This is a genomic window from Sabulicella flocculans (assembly GCF_045449635.1).
Classification (GTDB): Bacteria; Pseudomonadota; Alphaproteobacteria; order Acetobacterales; family Acetobacteraceae; genus Roseococcus.
This window is the reverse complement of the sequence record NZ_JBJJBR010000010.1, coordinates 97,806-116,639: the sequence shown is the minus strand read 5'-3', so window position 1 is coordinate 116,639 and position 18,834 is coordinate 97,806. Positions and strand designations below refer to the sequence as shown.

The following is an 18,834-nucleotide window of genomic DNA, read 5'->3' as shown; positions in this document are numbered from 1 at the left end:
CCCACCCGCCTTCGCCAGCACCTTGGTGATCGCCGCCGTCAACGACGTCTTGCCATGGTCCACATGGCCGATCGTCCCGATGTTGCAGTGCGGCTTGTTGCGCTCGAACTTCGCCTTGGCCATCGTCGTCAGTCCAATCCGAAAGGGGTTACCAGCGGTAGTGGCTGAAGGCCTTGTTGGCCTCCGCCATCCGGTGCGTGTCTTCGCGCTTCTTCACGGCCGAGCCGCGGTTGTTCACCGCGTCCATGAGCTCGGCCGACAGCCGCTCCTCCATGGTGCTCTCGCCGCGCTTGCGCGCGCTGTCGATGATCCAGCGGATGGCCAGCGCCTGGCGCCGCTCGGGCCGGACCTCGACGGGAACCTGGTAGGTGGCGCCGCCCACGCGGCGCGAACGCACCTCGACGGCCGGCTTCACGTTGTCCATCGCCTCGTGGAACAGGCGCAGGGGGTCGCTGTTCGGGCCACCCTTCTTCTTCAGCGTGTCCATGGCGGCATAGACGATGCTCTCGGCCACGGACTTCTTGCCGTCGTACATCAGCACGTTCATGAAACGGCTCAGCACGATATCGCCGAACTTCGGATCCGGCAGGACTTCGCGCTTCTCGGCGCGGTGACGACGCGACATCTCTCAGCCCCTCACTTCGGACGCTTGGCGCCGTACAGCGAGCGCCGCTTGCGCCGCTTCGGCAGGCCCTGCGTGTCCAGCACGCCGCGCAGGATGTGGTAGCGCACGCCCGGAAGATCCTTCACGCGGCCGCCGCGGATCAGCACCACCGAGTGCTCCTGCAGGTTGTGGCCCTCGCCCGGAATGTAGCTCACGACCTCGAAGCCGTTGGTCAGGCGCACCTTGGCGACCTTGCGCAGCGCCGAGTTCGGCTTCTTCGGGGTGGTCGTGTAGACGCGGGTGCAGACGCCGCGCTTCTGCGGGCAGCCCTGCAGCGCGGGCACCTTGTTCTGGCTCTTCCGGGGCTCGCGGCCCTGGGCGATGAGCTGGTTGATCGTCGGCATGACGCCCCTTCGTGAACTCGTTCTCGACCCGCCCGCCCCGAACGAAGCGCGGCCCGCCCGGACGCCATCAGGCATCACGAGCGGGCCACCGCATCGAACCCGTGGCCTCAGCGGCTTCAGGAGCCGCGGCGCCACAGGCAAGGCGTTTGAACCAACAAGCCAGGTTTCCCCGGCGAGAGGCGCCTTCTACTGACCCCCCGGGGGCGAGTCAAGCGAAGGCACCGGATTCGCCGGGCGCGACCTGCGCGCCCGGCGCATGAGGCTACTCCGCCGCCGCGGCCGGGTCCGGCAGGGCCGGCGTCTCGGCCGGGAGGCGGCCGGCGTCGCGCTGGGCCGCGATGGCGCGCAGCCGCGCCATCACCGCGCCGGTGCCCGCCGGGATCAGCCGGCCGACGATCACGTTCTCCTTCAGGCCACCCAGGCTGTCCACCTTGCCGGCAGTGGCTGCCTCGGTGAGCACGCGCGTGGTCTCCTGGAAGGAGGCGGCGGAGATGAAGCTCTGCGTCTGCAGGCTGGCCTTGGTGATGCCCTGCAGCACCGGCTCGGCCCGCGCCGGGCGCTCGCCCACCCGCATGCGCTTCTCGTTCTCGCCCTCGAACTCGATCCGGTCCACCTGCTCGCCCACCAGGAAGGTGGTGTCGCCGGGCTCGAGGATCTCGACCTTCTGCAGCATCTGGCGAACGATCACCTCGATGTGCTTGTCGTTGATCTTCACGCCCTGCAGGCGATAGACGTCCTGGATCTCGTTCACCAGGTAGTTGGCCAGCGCCTCCACGCCCAGCACGCGCAGGATGTCGTGCGGCACGCGGGGGCCGTCCACCAGCGGGTCGCCGGCCTTCACGTAGTCGCCTTCCTGCACCGAGACGTGCTTGCCCTTCGGCACCAGGTACTCGCGCTCGATGCCCGGCTCGTCGCCCACCGGGTCGCTCTTCACGATGATGCGGCGCTTGGCCTTGTAGTCCTTGCCGAACTCCACCCGCCCATCGATGTCGCTGATGATGGCGGCATCCTTGGGCCGGCGAGCCTCGAACAGCTCGGCCACGCGTGGCAGGCCGCCCGTGATGTCGCGGGTCTTGGAGGATTCGCGCGGCATGCGCGCGATGACGTCGCCCGCGTGGACGGTCGCGCCGTTCTCCACGCCGACGATGGTGCCCGGCGACAGGAAGTAGATGGCGTCCGAGCCGTTCTCGCGCTTCATCACGCCGCCCTTGGCGTCGCGCAGGATCAGGCGCGGCCGCAGGTCGGCGCCCTTGGCGCCCTTGAACTCGATCACCTCCTTGTAGGAGAGGCCGGTCACGTCGTCCGTGCGCTCCATCTGGGTGATGCCGTCGATCAGGTCGGCCTGCTCCACCGTGCCACCGATCTCCGTCAGGATGGGCAGGGTGAACGGGTCCCACTCGGCCAGCTTCTGGCCGCGCGTGACGTCCACGCCTTCCGTCACCAGCATCTTGGCGCCGTAGGGCACGCGGAAGCGCGCGCGCTCCCGCCCGTTGGCGTCCACCAGCGCCACCTCGCAGTTGCGGCTCATCACGATGGGCGCGCCGGCGGAGTTGGTGACCAACGCCAGGTTCAGCAGCTTCACCTTGGCATCGGCCGTCGCCTCGACCGCCGACTGCTCGGCGCCGCGCTGCGCCGCGCCGCCGATGTGGAAGGTGCGCATGGTCAGCTGCGTCCCCGGCTCGCCGATGGACTGCGCGGCGATGACGCCCACCGCCTCGCCCATGTTCACCGGCGTGCCGCGCGCGAGGTCACGCCCGTAGCAATGGGCGCAGACGCCCTGCGTCGCCTCGCAGGTCAGCACGGAGCGGATCTTCACCGCCTCCACGCCGGCCTTCTCGATGCGCTCGCTCAGCGCCTCCTCGATCAGGGTGTTGCGCTCGGCCAGCACCTCGCCGTTCGCGGGGTCAACGATCTCGTCCTGGACGGTGCGGCCCAGGATGCGCTCGCTCAGCGAGGACACCACGTCGCCGCCATCCATGATGGCGCGCACGTTCAGCCCGCGCTCAGTGCCGCAGTCCAGCGTGGTGATGATGCAGTCCTGCGCCACGTCCACCAGGCGCCGCGTCAGGTAGCCCGAGTTCGCGGTCTTCAGCGCCGTGTCCGCCAGGCCCTTGCGGGCGCCGTGGGTGGAGTTGAAGTACTCGAGGACCGTCAGCCCCTCCTTGAAGTTGGAGATGATGGGCTGCTCGATGATCTCGCCCGAGGGCTTGGCCATCAGCCCGCGCATGCCGGCCAGCTGGCGCATCTGCGCCGGCGAGCCGCGCGCACCGGAATGCGACATCATCCACACCGAGTTGGTGGGCTTGCCGACCTCCTGCTTCTGGATCTCCGCCATCATGGCCTTCGCCACCTCGTCGGTGCAGCGCGACCAGGCGTCGACCACCTTGTTGTAGCGCTCGCCCGAGGTGATCAGGCCGTCGAGGTACTGCTGCTCGAACTCCTTCACCTCCTCCTTGGTCTTGGCGATCATGCCGCCCTTGGAGTCGGGGATGACCATGTCGTCCTTGCCGAAGGAGATGCCGGCGCGGGCGGCATGGCGGAAGCCAAGCCCCATCAGCCGGTCGGCGAAGATCACCGACTCCTTCTGCCCGCAATGGCGGTACACGGCGTCGATGACGTCCGAGATGGACTTCTTGGTCAGCAGCCGGTTCAGCAGGTCGAAGGGCAGCGCCGGGTGCTTGGGCAGCAGCGCGCCCATCATCAGCCGGCCCGGCGTGGTCAGCACCCGCAGCGTGCGCTTCGGGTCATCGGCGGTCACCGCCGGAACGCGGGCATAGATCGCCGAATGCAGCGTCAGCGCGCCGGTGGCCAGCGCCTGCTCCACCTCGCCCAGGTTGACGAAAACGCGCGGGCGCCAGGCCAGCGCGGCGGTCTGCGCCGCGTCCGGCGTGGCGCCGGGCTTCAGCGTCGCCAGCGCGGCCTCGTGCTTCTCCGCCTGCTCCTTCTCCACCCGGAACTCCGGGGTGTCGAGCGACAGGTAGTAGAGGCCCAGCACGATGTCCTGCGACGGCACGATGATCGGCTTGCCGTTGGCCGGGCTGAGGATGTTGTTGGTGGACATCATCAGCACGCGCGCCTCCAGCTGGGCCTCCAGGCTCAGCGGGACGTGCACGGCCATCTGGTCGCCGTCGAAGTCGGCGTTGAAGGCGGTGCAGACCAGCGGGTGCAGCTGGATGGCCTTGCCCTCCACCAGCACCGGCTCGAAGGCCTGGATGCCCAGGCGGTGCAGCGTCGGCGCGCGGTTCAGCAGCACCGGGTGCTCGCGGATCACCTCCTCCAGGATGTCCCACACCTCGGGACGCTCCTTCTCCACCATGCGCTTGGCCTGCTTGATGGTGGAGGCGTGGCCGTACTTCTCGAGCTTGGAGTAGATGAAGGGCTTGAACAGCTCCAGCGCCATCTTCTTGGGCAGGCCGCACTGGTGCAGCTTCAGCTCCGGCCCCACCACGATCACCGAGCGGCCGGAATAGTCCACGCGCTTGCCCAGCAGGTTCTGCCGGAACCGGCCCTGCTTGCCCTTCAGCATGTCGCTCAGCGACTTCAGCGGGCGCTTGTTGGCGCCGGTGATGGCGCGGCCGCGGCGGCCGTTGTCGAACAGCGCGTCAACGGACTCCTGCAGCATGCGCTTCTCGTTGCGCACGATGATGTCGGGCGCGCGCAGCTCGATCAGCCGCTTCAGGCGGTTGTTGCGGTTGATGACGCGGCGGTACAGGTCATTGAGGTCCGACGTGGCGAAGCGGCCGCCATCCAGCGGCACCAGCGGGCGCAGCTCGGGCGGGATCACCGGCACCACGTCCAGGATCATCCATTCCGGCTTGGCGCCGCTCTCCGCGAAGGCCTCGACCAGCTTCAGCCGCTTGACCAGCTTCTTGCGCTTGGCCTCGGAGGTGGTCTCCTTCAGCTCCGCGCGCATGCGCGGCGCCTCCTTGTCGAGGTCGAGGCCGTGCAGGATCTCCTTCACCGCCTCGGCGCCGATGCCGGCGCGGAAGCCGTCCTCGCCGAACTCGTCCTGCTTGCTCATCAGCTGCTCTTCCGTCAGCAGCGAATGCAGCTTCAGGTCGGTCAGGCCGGGCTCCAGAACGACGTAGTTCTCGAAGTAGAGGACCTTCTCCAGCTCCTTCAGGCTCATGTCCACCATGAGGCCGACGCGGCTGGGCAAGCTCTTCAGGAACCAGATGTGCGCGACGGGGGCGGCCAGCTCGATGTGGCCCATGCGCTCGCGGCGCACCTTGGCCAGCGTCACCTCCACGCCGCACTTCTCGCAGACGATGCCGCGGAACTTCATCCGCTTGTACTTGCCGCACAGGCACTCATAGTCCTTGATCGGGCCGAAGATGCGGGCGCAGAACAGCCCGTCCCGCTCCGGCTTGAAGGTGCGGTAGTTGATCGTCTCGGGCTTCTTGATCTCGCCGAAGGACCAGGAGCGGATCTGCTCCGGGCTGGCCATGGAGATCTTGATCTGGTCGAAGGTCATCGCCTGGCCGGTCTGGCCAAGGATCTTCATCAGCTCGTTCATGCCGCCTCGCTCTCCGTCCCGGCCATGCGCGCCGCCGGGACCCTGCTTCGGGGATTCAAGTGTTGGGGGGACGCGGTGCGTCCCCCCGGATATGGGGTCAGGAGGCCTTGTTCTCCAGGTCCACGTTCAGGCCCAGGGACTTCAGCTCCTTGACCAGCACGTTGAAGGACTCCGGGATGCCGGCCTCGAAATTGTCCTGGTCGCGGACGATCGCCTCGTACACCTTGGTGCGGCCCGACACGTCGTCCGACTTCACCGTCAGCATCTCCTGCAGGGTGTAGGCGGCGCCGTAGGCCTCCAGCGCCCAGACCTCCATCTCGCCGAAGCGCTGGCCGCCGAACTGCGCCTTGCCGCCCAGCGGCTGCTGGGTGACGAGGCTGTAGGGGCCGATGGAGCGGGCGTGGATCTTGTCGTCCACCAGGTGGTGCAGCTTCAGCATGTAGATGTAGCCGACGGTCACCTTGCGCTCGAAGGGCTCGCCGGTGCGGCCGTCATGCAGCCGCATCTGGCCGGAGGAATCCAGCCCCGCCTTGCCCAGCATCATCTCGATGTCGGACGGGCGCGCGCCGTCGAACACCGGCGTGGCGATGGGGATGCCCTTGCGCAGGTTCTCGCCCAGCTCCAGCAGCTGCTCCTCGCTCATCGGCGCGATTTCGCGCTCGAAGATCTCCTCGCCGTAGACGTCGCGCAGCTTGGCCAGCAGCTCCTCGCGCACCGCCGAGGTGCGCTGGAACTCGCCCACCAGCTCGCCCACCTGGCGGCCCAGGTTGGCGCAGGCCCAGCCCAGGTGCGTCTCCAGGATCTGGCCCACGTTCATGCGCGAAGGCACGCCCAGCGGGTTCAGCACCAGGTCCACCGCGGTGCCGTCCTCCAGGAAGGGCATGTCCTCGATGGGCACGACGCGGGAGACGACGCCCTTGTTGCCGTGGCGGCCGGCCATCTTGTCGCCGGGCTGCAGCTTGCGCTTCACCGCGACGAAGACCTTGACCATCTTCATCACGCCAGGCGGCAGCTCGTCGCCGCGCTGCAGCTTCTCCACCTTGTTGTCGAAGCGCTTCTGGATGCGCTCCACCGCGGCGTCGAATTCGCGCTTCAGCGCCTCGACCTCGACCATCGCCGCGTCGTCCTGCACGGCGATCTGCCGCCAGGTCGGGCGCGCGAACTGCTCCAGCAGCGCGTCGTCCACCACGGTGCCGGCCTTCACGCCCTTGAAGCCGCCGGCTGCCTTGCGGTTCAGCAGCCGCTCGCGCAGGCGGCCGTAGAAGGAGCGCTCCTGGATCGCGCGCTCGTCGTCGCGGTCCTTGGCCAGGCGCTCGATCTCCGCGCGCTCGATGGCCATGGCGCGCTCGTCCTTGTCCACGCCGCGGCGGCTGAACACGCGCACGTCCACGATGGTGCCCGACACGCCCGGCGGCAGCCGCAGCGAGGTGTCGCGCACGTCGCTCGCCTTCTCGCCGAAGATGGCGCGCAGCAGCTTCTCCTCGGGCGTCATCGGGCTCTCGCCCTTGGGCGTCACCTTGCCGACCAGGATGTCGCCCGGGTTCACCTCGGCGCCCACGTAGACGATGCCCGCCTCGTCGAGGTTGCGCAGCGCCTCCTCGCCCACGTTGGGGATGTCGCGCGAGATCTCCTCCTGGCCCAGCTTGGTGTCGCGGGCCATGACCTCGAACTCCTCGATGTGGATCGAGGTGAAGACGTCATCGCGCGCGATGCGCTCGCTGATGAGGATGGAGTCCTCGAAGTTGTAGCCGTTCCAGGGCATGAAGGCGCAAAGCACGTTGCGGCCCAGCGCCAGCTCGCCCAGCTCGGTGCTCGGCCCGTCGGCGATGATTTCGCCGGCCAGCACGCGGTCGCCCACCTTCACCAGCGGGCGCTGGTTGATGCAGGTGCTCTGGTTGGAGCGCTGGAACTTGCGCAGGCGGTAGATGTCCACGCCCACCGTCTGCCCGTCATCGCCCGTCGCCCGCACCACGATGCGCGCGCCGTCGATCTGGTCCACCACGCCCTCGCGCCGGGCGGAGATGGCGGCGCCGGAATCCTGCGCCACCGCGGCCTCCATGCCGGTGCCCACCAGCGGCGCGTCGCTCTTGATGAGCGGCACCGCCTGGCGCTGCATGTTGGAGCCCATCAGCGCGCGGTTGGCGTCGTCGTTCTCCAGGAACGGGATCAGCGCCGCGGCGACGGAGACCAGCTGCTTGGGCGACACGTCGATCGCCGTCACCTCCTCAGGCTTCACCAGCCGGAAGTCGCCGCCCTGGCGCACGCTGACCAGCTCGCTCTGGAACTCGCCCGTCTCGGCGTTCACCTCGGCATCGGCCTGGGCAACCACGAGGCGCTCCTCCTCCATGGCGGAGAGGTAGCGCGGGTCGCCGACGATCTTGCCGTCGCGCACCAGGCGGTAGGGCGTCTCGATGAAGCCGTACTTGTTCACCCGCGCGAAGGTGGCGAGGCTGTTGATCAGGCCGATGTTCGGGCCTTCCGGCGTCTCGATCGGGCAGATGCGGCCGTAATGCGTCGGGTGCACGTCGCGCACCTCGAAGCCGGCGCGCTCGCGCGTCAGGCCGCCCGGGCCAAGCGCCGAGAGGCGGCGCTTGTGCGTCACCTCGCTCAGCGGGTTTGTCTGGTCCATGAACTGCGAGAGCTGCGAGGAGCCGAAGAACTCCCGCACCGCCGCCGCCGCCGGCTTCGCGTTGATCAGGTCGTGCGGCATGACGGTGTCGATGTCCACCGACCCCATGCGCTCCTTGATCGCGCGGTCCATGCGCAGCAGGCCGACGCGGTACTGGTTCTCCATCAGCTCGCCCACCGAGCGCACGCGCCGGTTGCCGAGGTTGTCGATGTCGTCGATGGAGCCGCGGCCATCCTTCAGGTCCAGCAGGACGCGCAGCGTGGCAATGATGTCCTGCTTGCGCAGCACCCGCAGGTGGTCCGGCGCCTCTTCCAGGCTGAAGCCCAGGCGCATGTTCATCTTCACCCGGCCCACGGAGGACAGGTCGTAGCGGTCGAGGTCGAAGAACAGGCCCTTGAACAGCGCCTCCGCCGTCTCGGGCGTCGGCGGCTCGCCCGGGCGCATCACCCGGTAGATGTCCATCAGCGCTTCGTCGCGGTTGGTGTTCTTGTCCACCGCGATGGTGTTGCGCATCCAGGGCCCAACCGTCTGGTCAATGGCCAGCGTCGGCAGGCGGTCCAGCCCGGCCTCCTCGATGGCGGCCAGCCGCGGCTCGGTCAGCTCGTCGCCCGCCTCGGCCCAGATCTCGCCGGTCTGCATGTTGACCAGGTCCTCGGCGACGAAACGGCCCAGCAGGTCGGCGCGGCCAACCAGCACCTCGGCGGTGCCGGCCTCGGCGATCTTGCGGGCGGCGCGCGGCGTCAGCTTGTCGTCCTTCTTGGCCACCACCTGCCCGGTGGCGGCGTCCACCAGATCCTCCAGCAGCTTCACGCCCTTGAAGGATTCCGGGTCGAAGGCGCGGGACCAGCCCTTGGGGCCGCGCGTGTAGGCGACCTGGCCGTAGAACTGGTTCAAGATCTCCTCGGCGTCCATGCCGCGGACATCTGCAGGCTCCATCTCCGTGCCGTTGGCGGCGCGCTCGGCGCGCTTGGCCTCCGTCGCGGCGCTGTCCAACGCCATCAGCAGGGTGGAGGCCGGCAGCTTGCGCTTGCGATCGATGCGGACGTAGCAGATGTCCTTGGCGTCGAACTCAAAGTCGAGCCAGGAGCCGCGATAGGGGATCACGCGCGCGGCGAACAGGTACTTGCCGCTGCTGTGCGTCTTGCCCTTGTCGTGGTCGAAGAACACGCCCGGCGAGCGGTGCATCTGGCTGACGATGACGCGCTCGGTGCCGTTGATGATGAAGGTGCCGTTGTCCGTCATGAGCGGCATGTCGCCCATGTAGACATCCTGCTCCTTGATGTCGCGGACGGAGCGCGCGCCGGTGTCCTCGTCCAGGTCCCAGACGATCAGGCGCAGCTTCACCTTCAGCGGCGCGGCGTAGGTCAGGCCGCGCTGGATGCACTCCTCCACGTCGTACTTGGGCTCCTCCAGCTCGTACTGGACGAACTCCAGGCGGCCGCGGCCGGCGAAGTCGTTGATGGGGAAGACGGACTTGAACACCTCCTGCAGGCCGGTGTTGGTGCGCGCGTCCGGGTGCACCTCCATCTGCAGGAAGGTGGCGTAGGAGGCGCGCTGCACGTCGATCAGGTTCGGCATGGGCGCCACCTCGGGCAGCCGCCCGAAGCTCTTGCGAATGCGCTTGCGAGCCGTGAAAGCCTTGCTGATCGCGTTCATGCGGTATCCGCTTCCCTAGATGCCCTGGCGGGCGAGTTCTTTGCCCCGGGCGGCACCGTGCCCCCCGAAACGGCGGAAGGGGCGGCGACCCACCGGGTCCCCGCCCACTTCCCTGGAAGTCCTTGTCCGGCCCGGGCGCACCCGGGCCGGGACGGCCTTACGAGACCTTGACGGTCGCCCCATTCTCCTCGAGCGACTTCTTGATCTTGTCGGCCTCGTCCTTCGACACGTTCTCCTTCACGACCTTCGGCGCGCCCTCGACCAGGTCCTTGGCTTCCTTCAGGCCCAGGCCCGTGATCTCGCGGATCACCTTGATCACGTTGATCTTCTTGTCGCCGGCGCCCTCGAGGCTGACGGTGAACTCGGTCTGCGCCTCGGCGGCCGGGGCGGCGGCGGCGGCCGGCGCGGCAGCGGCCATGGCGACCGGAGCGGCGGCGGAGACGCCCCACTTCTCCTCAAGCATCTTGGAGAGCTCGGCGGCCTCCAGGACGGTCAGGGCGGACAGCTCGTCAACGAGCTTGGCGAGATCGGCCATTTGCGTGTTCCTTCGATCTAATGGCTTGACTGTGACTTGACAACCCCGCCCGGACATCCAGGCGGGGAACGAAACAAACCTGCCTTGCCCCTACGCCGCTTCCTTGTCGGCGTAGGCCTTCAGCACCCGTGCCAGCTGCCCCGCGGGGGCCTGGACCACGCCGGCGATGCGCGTCGCGGGGGTCTGGATCAGACCCACCAGCTGCGCACGCAGCGCGTCCAGGGACGGCAGCTCGGCCAGCGCCTTGACCCCTTCGGGGGCCAGGGACTGGGTGCCGAGCGCACCGCCCAGGATCACGAACTTGTCGTTCGTCTTGGCGAACTCCACGGCGGTCTTCGCCACCGCCACCGGGTCGCTCGACCACGCGAGCGCGGTCGGACCCTTCAGCAGCGGCTGGACGCCCTGGAAGCGGGTGCCGTCGAGGGCGCGGCTGGCCAGGCGGTTCTTCGCAACCTTGTACGTCGCGCCCGCGGCCTTCATCTTGCGGCGCAGGTCGTCCACCGCCGCCACCGTGAGACCCTTGTTCTGGGCCACGAGGACGAAGGACACCTCACCGAAGGTGGTGGCCAGGGACTCGACGAAGGCGCGCTTTTCCGTGCGGTCCATCATACGCTCCGTCGGTGGCCGGGGCCTGGTGGAGGGGCTCCGGCCGGTTCAACCCAGGCACGCGGGACCACCCCGCGCACCCGTTCGCCTGTCGTCGGAAAGCCAAGCCGGGCGCCGCGGGGCCGGGGCCCGCGCGGCGCTGTCATCTCGGTTCCCCGTCTCCTGCTGGCGGGCCTTCGCCCATTACGCCGCCATGGCGGCACCGGCAGTCTCCGACAGGTGTCGGCCCCGGGGGCAAACCCCCGCGGCCTGCGCGCGCCCGGCGGGCCGGGCGCGAATGCTTCAGGCGCCCAGCGTCGCCGGGTCCACCTTCACGCCCGGGCCCATGGTGGAGGCGACGGCGACCTTCTTCACGTAGGTTCCCTTCGCGCCGGCCGGGCGGGCCTTCTGGATGGCGTCGATGAAGGCGCGGGCGTTGGCGGCCAGTTGCTCGGCGTCGAAGCTCGCCTTGCCGATGCCGGCGTGGATGATGCCGGCCTTCTCGGCGCGGAACTCCACCTGGCCGGCCTTGGCGGCGGTCACGGCGCCCTTCACGTCCATGGTCACGGTGCCCAGCTTCGGGTTCGGCATCAGGCCGCGAGGGCCCAGCACCTTACCGAGGCGGCCGACCAGGGCCATCATGTCCGGGGTGGCGATGCAGCGGTCGAAGTCGATCTTGCCCTCCTGCACCGCGGCGGCCAGGTCGTCCGCGCCCACCACGTCGGCGCCGGCGGCCTTGGCCTCCTCCGCCTTCGGGCCGCGGGCGAAGACGCCCACGCGCACGGTCTTGCCGGTGCCGTTGGGCAGGCCCACCATGCCGCGCACCATCTGGTCGGCGTGGCGCGGGTCGATGCCCAGGTTCATGGACAGCTCGATCGTCTCGTCGAACTTGGCCTTGGCGTTGGCCTTGGCCAGCGCGATCGCCTCGTCCAGGGCGTAGAGCTTGTCGGCCTCGACGGTCGCGGCCAGGGCCTTCATGCGCTTGGTCAGCTTGGCCATCGGATCAGCCCTCCACCACGGTCATGCCCATCGAGCGGGCGGAACCGGCCAGCATGCGAACCGCCGACTCCACGTCGGTGCAGTTCATGTCCTTCATCTTCACCGCGGCGATCTCGCGCAGCTGGGACTTGGTCACGCGGCCGACGGTGCCGCCCTTGCCCGGGGTGGTGTGGCCCTTCTCGATCTTCGCCGCCTTCAGCAGGAAGTAGGTGTTGGGCGGCGTCTTGGTGATGAAGGAGAAGGTGCGGTCGGTGAACGCGGTGATGACCACGGGCGTCGGCGTGCCCGGCTCCATCTGCTGCGTCGCCGCGTTGAACTCCTTGACGAACTGCATGATGTTCAGGCCGCGCTGGCCCAGGGCGGGGCCCACGGGCGGCGACGGGTTGGCCTTGCCGGCCGGGATCTGCAGCTTGATGTAGCCCGCGATCTTCTTCGCCATGGCTCGATCTCCTCGGTGTGAGGGACCCGCGGTCCAGACGGCCCCGTAAGGAGCCTCCCGCGTTTCCGAGCGCGCCCTCTAAGGGAAGCCGCCGGGGATGTCCAGGGAGGGAGATGCGCGGTGCGCGCATGACGGCGATGGTCGGAGTGAGAGGATTCGAACCTCCGGCCCCCGCGTCCCGAACACGGTGCTCTACCAGGCTGAGCTACACTCCGCCGCCGTGGCGCCGCGTGTAATGCCATCGCGCCCGCGGCGCAAGCGGGGGGCGCGCATCACGCCAGCGCCGCCAGCGCCGCGTCCCGCCGCTCTTCCGGCACGAAGAAGAAGGTGAACACGTAGGGGTCGCTGGCGCGGAAATCCGAGGGGTCCGGACTGGCGGCCTGCATGGTCGCGGCGTCGAAGCCCGCTAGGGGGCGCAGCCCGTCCAGCCAGAAGAAGCCCGCATAGCCCAGCGCGGCCAGCAGCGCCGGCACCCGCGCCGTGCTGCCGGGCGCGTGGCGCTCCTCCACCTCCACGCTCAGCACCGGGCGGCAGCGGCGCAGGGTGGCGGCGCCGCCGCGCAGCACGGCTTCCTCGTGGCCCTCGGCGTCCAGCTTCACCGCCGTCACGCCGTCCAGCGCCAGGGTGTCCAGCGGGAGGACAGGCACGCGGTGCGACACCGCCCCCACCCCCGCGAAGCCGGCGTAGTCCTTGGCGAGGCTCGCCCATTGCTCCTGCCGGGCGCCGGGCAGCGTGGCCAGCGGCACCGTCAGCAGCCCGTCATGGGCGCCGATGTCCAGCGCCAGGCCGGGGCGCCACAGGCGGCGGTGGAACTCCGCCTCCTCCATCGCTCAGGCCTCGATGACGCCGCGCGACACCGGCACCACCCCGCCGCCGACGCGCACGCGGATGCCGTCCTCTCCCCGCTGGGCGGCGAGGTGCAGTTCCGACGGGCGGCCCATCTCCACCCCCTGCTCCACCTCCAGCCGCAGGGTGGCGCCGCCGTTCAACTCCAGCAGCAGCCCGGCCAGGGCGACGTTCGCCCCGCCGGTCGCCGGGTCCTCGCCGACGCCGATCAGCGGGGCGAAGACGCGCACCCGTCGCCGCCCGACCCCCAGCGGCGCGTGCAGCAGCAGCCCGGGCAGTTCCGGCAGGTGGCGGGCGAAGGCGGCGGCGTCCGGCAGGGCGCCGGCCAGGGTCGCGGCATCCTCCACCTCGGCCAGGGCGAAAGGGGTGCCGCAGCCGGCGACCAGCGGCATGTGGCCGTTCAGGTGAATGGCGCCTTCGGGCAGTCCGGCGCAGGCGGCGACCGCGGCGGGGTCCAGCACGGGCCCGATGGCCAGGGGCTGCGGGGCGGCGATCTCCGCCCCCTCCCCCGTCACCTCGGCCACCACGATGCCGGCGGCCTGGCCCAGCCGCAGCGCGCCGGCGCGGCCCCACCGCCGGGCCAGCAGCGCGGCGGCGCCGACATTGGGGTGGCCGGCGAAGGGCAGCTCGGCGAAGGGGGTGAAGATGCGGACGAAGGCGTCCTCGTCGCCGTCGCGCGCGGGCAGGACGAAGAGCGTCTCGCTCAGGTTGAACTCGCGGGCGATGGCCTGCATGGCCGGGCCATCCAGCGCCTCGGCCCCGTGCACCACCGCCAGCGGGTTGCCGCCGAAGCGGGTGCGGGTGAACACGTCCGCCGTCTCGAACTCAAGCTCCATCCAGCATCTCCGAGAAGCGCAGCAGGGTGCCGTCGGGGTCCTGCACCGGGAATGGCCGCAGGGTGACATGGCCGGAACCGACGCGGTAGCGCGCCCCGTGCGGCGGGCGGAACAAGGGCCAGCCGGCGGATTCCAGCGCCGCCAGCAGCGGGGCCGCGGCCGAAGGGCGGGGTGGCGGGCGCGACCTCCCAGGCGTGCGGGCGGTCCGGCGGCAATTCGTCCAGCATCACGCGGGCGCCCTGGCGCTCCAGGCAGGCGAAGCCCAGCACACCCTGCCAGAACCGCAGCGAGGCCGCGATGTCGCGCACCATCAGTTCCGGCACCAGCGCCGGCCCGCCCGCCGGCCCGGCGTCCGGCGCCGTCACGCCGCGGCGATGGCGGCGTTCATCGCCCGCACGCCGGCGGCCGCGCCCTCCGGGTGGTGCCACACCGCGCCGACCACCGCCAGGAAGTCGGCGCCCGCCCGCACCAGCGGCGCGCAATTGGCCGCGGTGATGCCGCCGATGGCGACAGAGGGCACCTCCATCATCTCGCTCCACCATTCCAGCAGGTCCAGCCCCGCCTGGTGCTGCACCTCCTTGGTGGCGGTCGGGAAGAAGGCGCCGAAGGCCACGTAGTCGGCCCCCATCTCGCCCGCGGTCATCGCCAGGTGGCGGCTGGCGTGGCAGGTGATGCCCAGGATGCGGCCGGTCAGCGCCATGCGGCCGGCGGCGTGGTCGCCGTCGCCCTGGCCCAGATGGGCGCCGTCGCAACCGGTCTCGGCGGCCAGCAGGGCGTCGTCGTTCAGCAGGAAGGCGACGTCCCGCGCCTGGGCCACCGGCAGCAGCTCGGCGATGGCGCGCTTCACGGCGTCGCGTGGGGCGTCCTTCAGGCGCAGCTGCACGCAGGCGACGTCGCCGGCATCCAGTGCCGCGGCCAGGGTGTCGCGGAATCCGGGCGGCAGCACCGGCGGCGTCACGAGGTAGAGGCGGCAGCGGTCATCCATCGGTGGCAGCCTTGCCCCGCCGCACCGCCCACCACAAGAGCGGCGTCACCGCCAGCTCCATCCCCAGCGCCGCCACGTGTGGCCAGGGCGGGGTGCCGTGCAGCAGCCCCGCCAGCCGGAACAGCCCGCCCAGCACCACCACCGGCGCCAGCACGTCGAACACGAAGCCGCGCCGCCGCAGGTCCAGCGAGGCCCACAGCAAGGCGAGGCCGATGCCCAGCAGCAGCCCGGACAGGTAGCGCAGGTGGCTGTCCGCCGCTGCGGCGTCCCCGCGCAGGAAGACGGCGCCGGAGAGCGCCCCGGCGCCCCCGGCCAGCAGCGGCACCAGGCAGGCCACGCGGATCAACCAGGGGGTCATGCGACGAAGCCTCCGTCCAGGCGTTGAGGGCGCGACGCTTTTCCCGAGGGAGACCCAAGTCATGGACGCACGCCGAATCCTGGAACAGTTCACCGGCCATCGCGGCTTCCCCGGCGGGCGCGGCGGGGTGGAGGACCTGCTGGGCGGGCTGCTCGGCGGCCGCGGCACGGCGCCGCAGGGCACCGGCATGGGCAGCCCGATGGGCGGCGCGCCCGGCGGCGGGCTGGGCGGCATGCTGGACGCCTTCGGCGGCCGCGGCCCCTCGGGCGCCGGCGGGTTGGGTGGCCTGGCCGATAGCCTGGGCGGCATGCTCAACAAGCCGCCGATGGGCGGCGGGATCGGCGCGGCGGCGGCCGGCGGGCTGCTGGGCTCCATCCTCGGCGGTGGCGGGCGGCGCGGCGGCGGCGGCTCGGGCCTGATCCGCATGGGCGGGCTGGCCATCCTCGGCGCCCTGGCGCACCGCGCCTACAAGGACTGGCAGGCCAAGCAGGGCGTGCCGGGCAGCGCCCCCGTCCCCACCCCGGCGGCGCCCGAGGCACCCGCGGCGGATTCGCAGCCGCTGGGCCTGGCGCTGATCCGCGCCATGATCGCCGCCGCCAAGGCCGACGGCGTGCTGGACGGCGAGGAGCGCGAGCGCATCTTCGCCGAGGTCGAGCGCCTGGACCTGGCCGATGACGAGAAGGGCTTCGTCTTCGCCGCGATGCGCGAGGAAGCGGACCCGCGCTCCATCGCCGCCCTGGCGCGCGACGAGGGGCAGAAGGCGCAGATCTACCTGGCCTCGCGCCTGGTGGCGGCGCCGGACAGCGCGGCGGAGCGCGCCTGGCTGGAGGCGCTGGCGCATGAGCTGAAGCTGCCGGCCGGGCTGAAGCAGGTGCTGGACCAGCAGGCGAAGGACGCCGCGGCGGCGGCCGAGGCTGTCGGCTGAGGCGCCTCAGCGCAGACGCATCCGCGCCAGCATGATGTCGGCATCGTCCAGCGAGCGGGACAGGGTGAAGCCCATCCGCTGGACGAAGGCCAGCATGGGCGCGTTGTCGGCCAGGACATGGCCGGTGAGCTCGGACAGGCCCTGCTCGCGGCCCCAGGCGATGGCGCGTTCCATCAGGTGGCGCGCCAGGCCGGTGCCCTTGGCGGCGGGCGCCACCACCACGGCGAATTCGGCGCCCTCGCCGCCCGGCTCGCGGATCAGCCGCGCCGTGCCGTGGATCTCCCCGCCGTCCTGGGCGATGAAGGCCATCTCCCGGTCGTAGTCGATCTGCGTCAGCCGCGCGAGCAGCGCCGGCGGCAGCTCCTTCATGGCGGAAAAGAAGCGGAAGCGCACATCCTCCGGCGGCAGGGCCTGGAACAGCCGGCCCTGCGCCTCGGCGTCCTCCGGGCGGATGGGGCGGATGCGGAAGGTCCGGCCATCCCTGGCCACCCAATCCGACTCCAACTGGGCCGGATAGGGCTGGATGGCCAGCAGCGCCGCCTCGCCGGCCGGGCGCAGCATCAGCGCGGCATCGGCCGCCACCACGCCGCGCGCATCGGCGAACAGCGGGTTCACCACCACCCGCGCCACCTCCGGGAAGTCCACCGCGAGCTGGGACAGGCGCACCAGCGCGTCGGCGATGGCGGGCTCGTCCACCGGGTCACGGTCGCGGAAGCCCGGCAGCAGGCGGGACAGGCGGGTGCGCGCGATCAGCGCGTGGGCCAGGGGCAGGTTCAGCGGCGGCAGGTCCTGCGCCTCGTCCTGCGCCAGTTCCGCCGCGGTGCCGCCCTGGCCGAAGCCGATCCAGGGGCCCCACATCGGGTCCTCGTCCAGCCGCAGCCGCAGCTCCATGGCGCCGCGCGGCACCTGCTTCTGGACCAGGAAGCCGTGCAGGGCGGCGCCGGGCGCGCGCTCGGGCACCTCGCGCGACATGTGGGCGGCGGCCATGCCGACGATGGCGGCGTCGCGCAGGCCGGTCATCACCGCGCCGGCCTCACTCTTGAAGCGCAGCAGGGCGCGGGCCTTCAGCACCACGGGAAACCCGATCTCCGTCGCCGCGGCGGCGGCCTCGGCGGGGGTGGCGGCCACCCGGCCGGGGGCGCAGGGGATGCCGTAGGCCGCCAGCACCGCCAGCGCCTCGTCCTCGAACAGGCGCAGCCGGCCCTCGGCGCGCACGGCGGCGAACAGCCCGCGCACCGCCTGCCGGTCGGGCGCCACCTCCAGCACCTCGGCGGGCGGCAGTTCGGCGGCGGCGGCGCGGTTGCGGCGCTCCATCGCCAGGTGGGCGGCGCCGCGGATGGCGGCCTCGGGGGTGCTGAACACCGGCAGGCCGGCCTCGGTCAGGAAGCGGCGCTCGGTCTGGGCGCTGCCCTCGCCCAGCCAGCCGAACAGGATCGGCGCGCCCCGCCCGCCGCGGCCGGCGGCCACCAGCTGCGCCCCCGGCGCGGCCTCGTCCGCCGGGGCGTGCAGGGCGATCACCGTGTCCACCCCCTCCATCGCCGCCAGGCGGCGCGCCTCCTCGGCCAGGGCGGGCCCGGCCTCGCTGCCCAGGGAGAGCGGGTTGCGCCCGCCGGTCTCGGCCAGGCGCAGGCCGTGCGCCAGGGCGGCGTCGGCGGCCAGGCGGCCCAGCCCGATGCCGTTGGCCAGGATGGCGATGCGGTCCCCCTCCCCGCGCGGCTTGGCGCGGGCCAGGGTCTCGGCGGCGGCCAGCAGCTCCTCCAGCCCGGCGGCGCGCAGGATGCCGGCGCGCCGCATCGCCGCGCCCATGGCGGCGTCGGCCAGGCCCGCGGGGTCGTCCAGCCGCCCGCCCGGCCGGATGGCCAGCACCGGCCGGGTGCGCGCCACCGCGCGGGCGGCGGAGACGAACAGCCGGCGCTGCTTGATGCGCCGCAGCTCCAGCAGCACCAGCGCGGTGCGGGCGTCGCGCGCCAGCCAGTCCAGCCCCGCCGCGAAGCCGAGGTCGTCATTGGCGCCGATGCCGATGACGTGGGAGAAGCCCAGCCCCTCGGCCTGCGCCCAGTCCAGGATGGCGCGGGCGATGGCGGAGGATTGCGCCATCAGCGCCAGCTTCCCGGGCTTGATCGGGATGTGGGACAGGGTGGCGTTCAGCCCCAGCTGCGGGATGGCCAGCCCGAAGGAGCGCTCGCCCAGGCTGCGCAGCCCCGCGGCCTCGGCCATCGCCTTCAGCCCGGGCGCGGCGTTGGGCACCACCACCGCGTGGCAGCCGCCCTCCCCGATGGCGCGCAGCGCCGCCGCCTGGGCCTCGGGCGCCACGCAGAGCACGGTGACGTCCGGCGGGGCGGCCGGCTCGCCGTCCAGGGTCAGCGCGCCCTGGAAGCCGCCGGCCTCCAGGTTGCGGCGCAGCAGGGCCGATTCGGGCAGGGCCGGGTCGGCCCAGAGGCGCACGGCGCGCGGCCGGAACAGCGCGGCGTCGCGGAAGCCCGTGCCGGGCCGGCCGGTGAGGAGCAGGGACATGGC

Annotated in this window: 16 protein-coding genes and 1 tRNA gene; 1 reads left to right on the top strand and 16 read right to left on the bottom strand. The window is 71.4% G+C overall.

What is annotated here, in order from left to right:
- The 15 genes from ACI6QG_RS11615 to ACI6QG_RS11545 all read right to left on the bottom strand — a co-directional run.
- Positions 1-123 (bottom strand): GTP-binding protein (locus tag ACI6QG_RS11615; protein ID WP_407024724.1); only part of this gene is annotated, 123 nt, incomplete at its 3' end.
- A gap of 25 nt (positions 124-148) precedes the next feature.
- Positions 149-625, bottom strand: coding sequence for a 30S ribosomal protein S7 (gene rpsG / locus ACI6QG_RS11610; RefSeq protein WP_407024718.1), 477 nt, complete (start codon positions 623-625; stop codon positions 149-151).
- 11 nt (positions 626-636) lie between these two features.
- The gene (gene rpsL, locus ACI6QG_RS11605; RefSeq protein WP_207539845.1) at positions 637-1,008 is read right to left on the bottom strand and encodes a 30S ribosomal protein S12; all 372 of its coding nucleotides are present in this window, start codon (positions 1,006-1,008) and stop codon (positions 637-639) included.
- A 262-nt stretch (positions 1,009-1,270) separates the two neighbouring features.
- On the bottom strand, positions 1,271-5,524 hold the full coding sequence (rpoC, locus tag ACI6QG_RS11600) for a DNA-directed RNA polymerase subunit beta' (RefSeq protein ID WP_491630731.1): 4,254 nt from the start codon (positions 5,522-5,524) through the stop codon (positions 1,271-1,273).
- Positions 5,525-5,621: 97 nt separating this feature from the next.
- On the bottom strand, positions 5,622-9,809 hold the full coding sequence (gene rpoB / locus ACI6QG_RS11595) for a DNA-directed RNA polymerase subunit beta (RefSeq protein WP_407024717.1): 4,188 nt from the start codon (positions 9,807-9,809) through the stop codon (positions 5,622-5,624).
- 157 nt (positions 9,810-9,966) lie between these two features.
- Positions 9,967-10,344, bottom strand: a complete 378-nt coding sequence (gene rplL / locus ACI6QG_RS11590; RefSeq protein ID WP_407024716.1) for a 50S ribosomal protein L7/L12 — start codon at positions 10,342-10,344, stop codon at positions 9,967-9,969.
- Between the two features lie 90 nt (positions 10,345-10,434).
- A complete protein-coding gene (gene rplJ, locus ACI6QG_RS11585) occupies positions 10,435-10,950 on the bottom strand; it encodes a 50S ribosomal protein L10 (RefSeq protein WP_407024715.1) in 516 nt (171 codons plus the stop codon).
- Positions 10,951-11,232: 282 nt separating this feature from the next.
- A complete protein-coding gene (gene rplA, locus ACI6QG_RS11580; protein WP_407024714.1) occupies positions 11,233-11,928 on the bottom strand; it encodes a 50S ribosomal protein L1 in 696 nt (231 codons plus the stop codon).
- Positions 11,929-11,932: 4 nt separating this feature from the next.
- On the bottom strand, positions 11,933-12,367 hold the full coding sequence (gene rplK / locus ACI6QG_RS11575; RefSeq protein WP_407024713.1) for a 50S ribosomal protein L11: 435 nt from the start codon (positions 12,365-12,367) through the stop codon (positions 11,933-11,935).
- Between the two features lie 138 nt (positions 12,368-12,505).
- Positions 12,506-12,582, bottom strand: a tRNA-Pro gene (locus ACI6QG_RS11570).
- Positions 12,583-12,639: 57 nt separating this feature from the next.
- Positions 12,640-13,194 (bottom strand): FkbM family methyltransferase, encoded by a 555-nt coding sequence (locus ACI6QG_RS11565; protein ID WP_407024712.1) that lies wholly within the window; start codon positions 13,192-13,194, stop codon positions 12,640-12,642.
- A 3-nt stretch (positions 13,195-13,197) separates the two neighbouring features.
- Positions 13,198-14,049 carry a PhzF family phenazine biosynthesis protein gene (locus tag ACI6QG_RS11560; RefSeq protein ID WP_407024711.1) on the bottom strand — a complete coding sequence of 284 codons (852 nt, stop codon included), beginning with the start codon at positions 14,047-14,049 and terminating at the stop codon, positions 13,198-13,200.
- Positions 14,039-14,164: a hypothetical protein gene (locus tag ACI6QG_RS11555; RefSeq protein ID WP_407024710.1), complete on the bottom strand. Its 126-nt coding sequence runs from the start codon at positions 14,162-14,164 to the stop codon at positions 14,039-14,041. Before ACI6QG_RS11555 ends, ACI6QG_RS11560 begins: the two co-directional genes overlap by 11 nt.
- Before the next feature lie 246 nt (positions 14,165-14,410).
- The gene (gene thiE / locus ACI6QG_RS11550) at positions 14,411-15,034 is read right to left on the bottom strand and encodes a thiamine phosphate synthase (RefSeq protein ID WP_407024709.1); all 624 of its coding nucleotides are present in this window, start codon (positions 15,032-15,034) and stop codon (positions 14,411-14,413) included.
- Positions 15,027-15,392, bottom strand: coding sequence for a DUF4345 domain-containing protein (locus ACI6QG_RS11545; protein WP_407024708.1), 366 nt, complete (start codon positions 15,390-15,392; stop codon positions 15,027-15,029). Before ACI6QG_RS11545 ends, thiE begins: the two co-directional genes overlap by 8 nt.
- Positions 15,393-15,453: 61 nt before the next feature.
- Here ACI6QG_RS11545 and ACI6QG_RS11540 point away from each other — a divergent pair, with 61 nt between their 5' ends.
- Positions 15,454-16,317 carry a tellurite resistance TerB family protein gene (locus ACI6QG_RS11540; RefSeq protein ID WP_407024707.1) on the top strand — a complete coding sequence of 288 codons (864 nt, stop codon included), beginning with the start codon at positions 15,454-15,456 and terminating at the stop codon, positions 16,315-16,317.
- Positions 16,318-16,323: 6 nt separating this feature from the next.
- Here the strand turns inward: ACI6QG_RS11540 and ACI6QG_RS11535 are convergent, their stop codons facing one another.
- Entirely contained in the window at positions 16,324-18,831 is a 2,508-nt protein-coding gene (locus tag ACI6QG_RS11535) for a bifunctional acetate--CoA ligase family protein/GNAT family N-acetyltransferase (RefSeq protein ID WP_407024706.1), read from the bottom strand.
- Positions 18,832-18,834 lie beyond the last annotated feature (3 nt).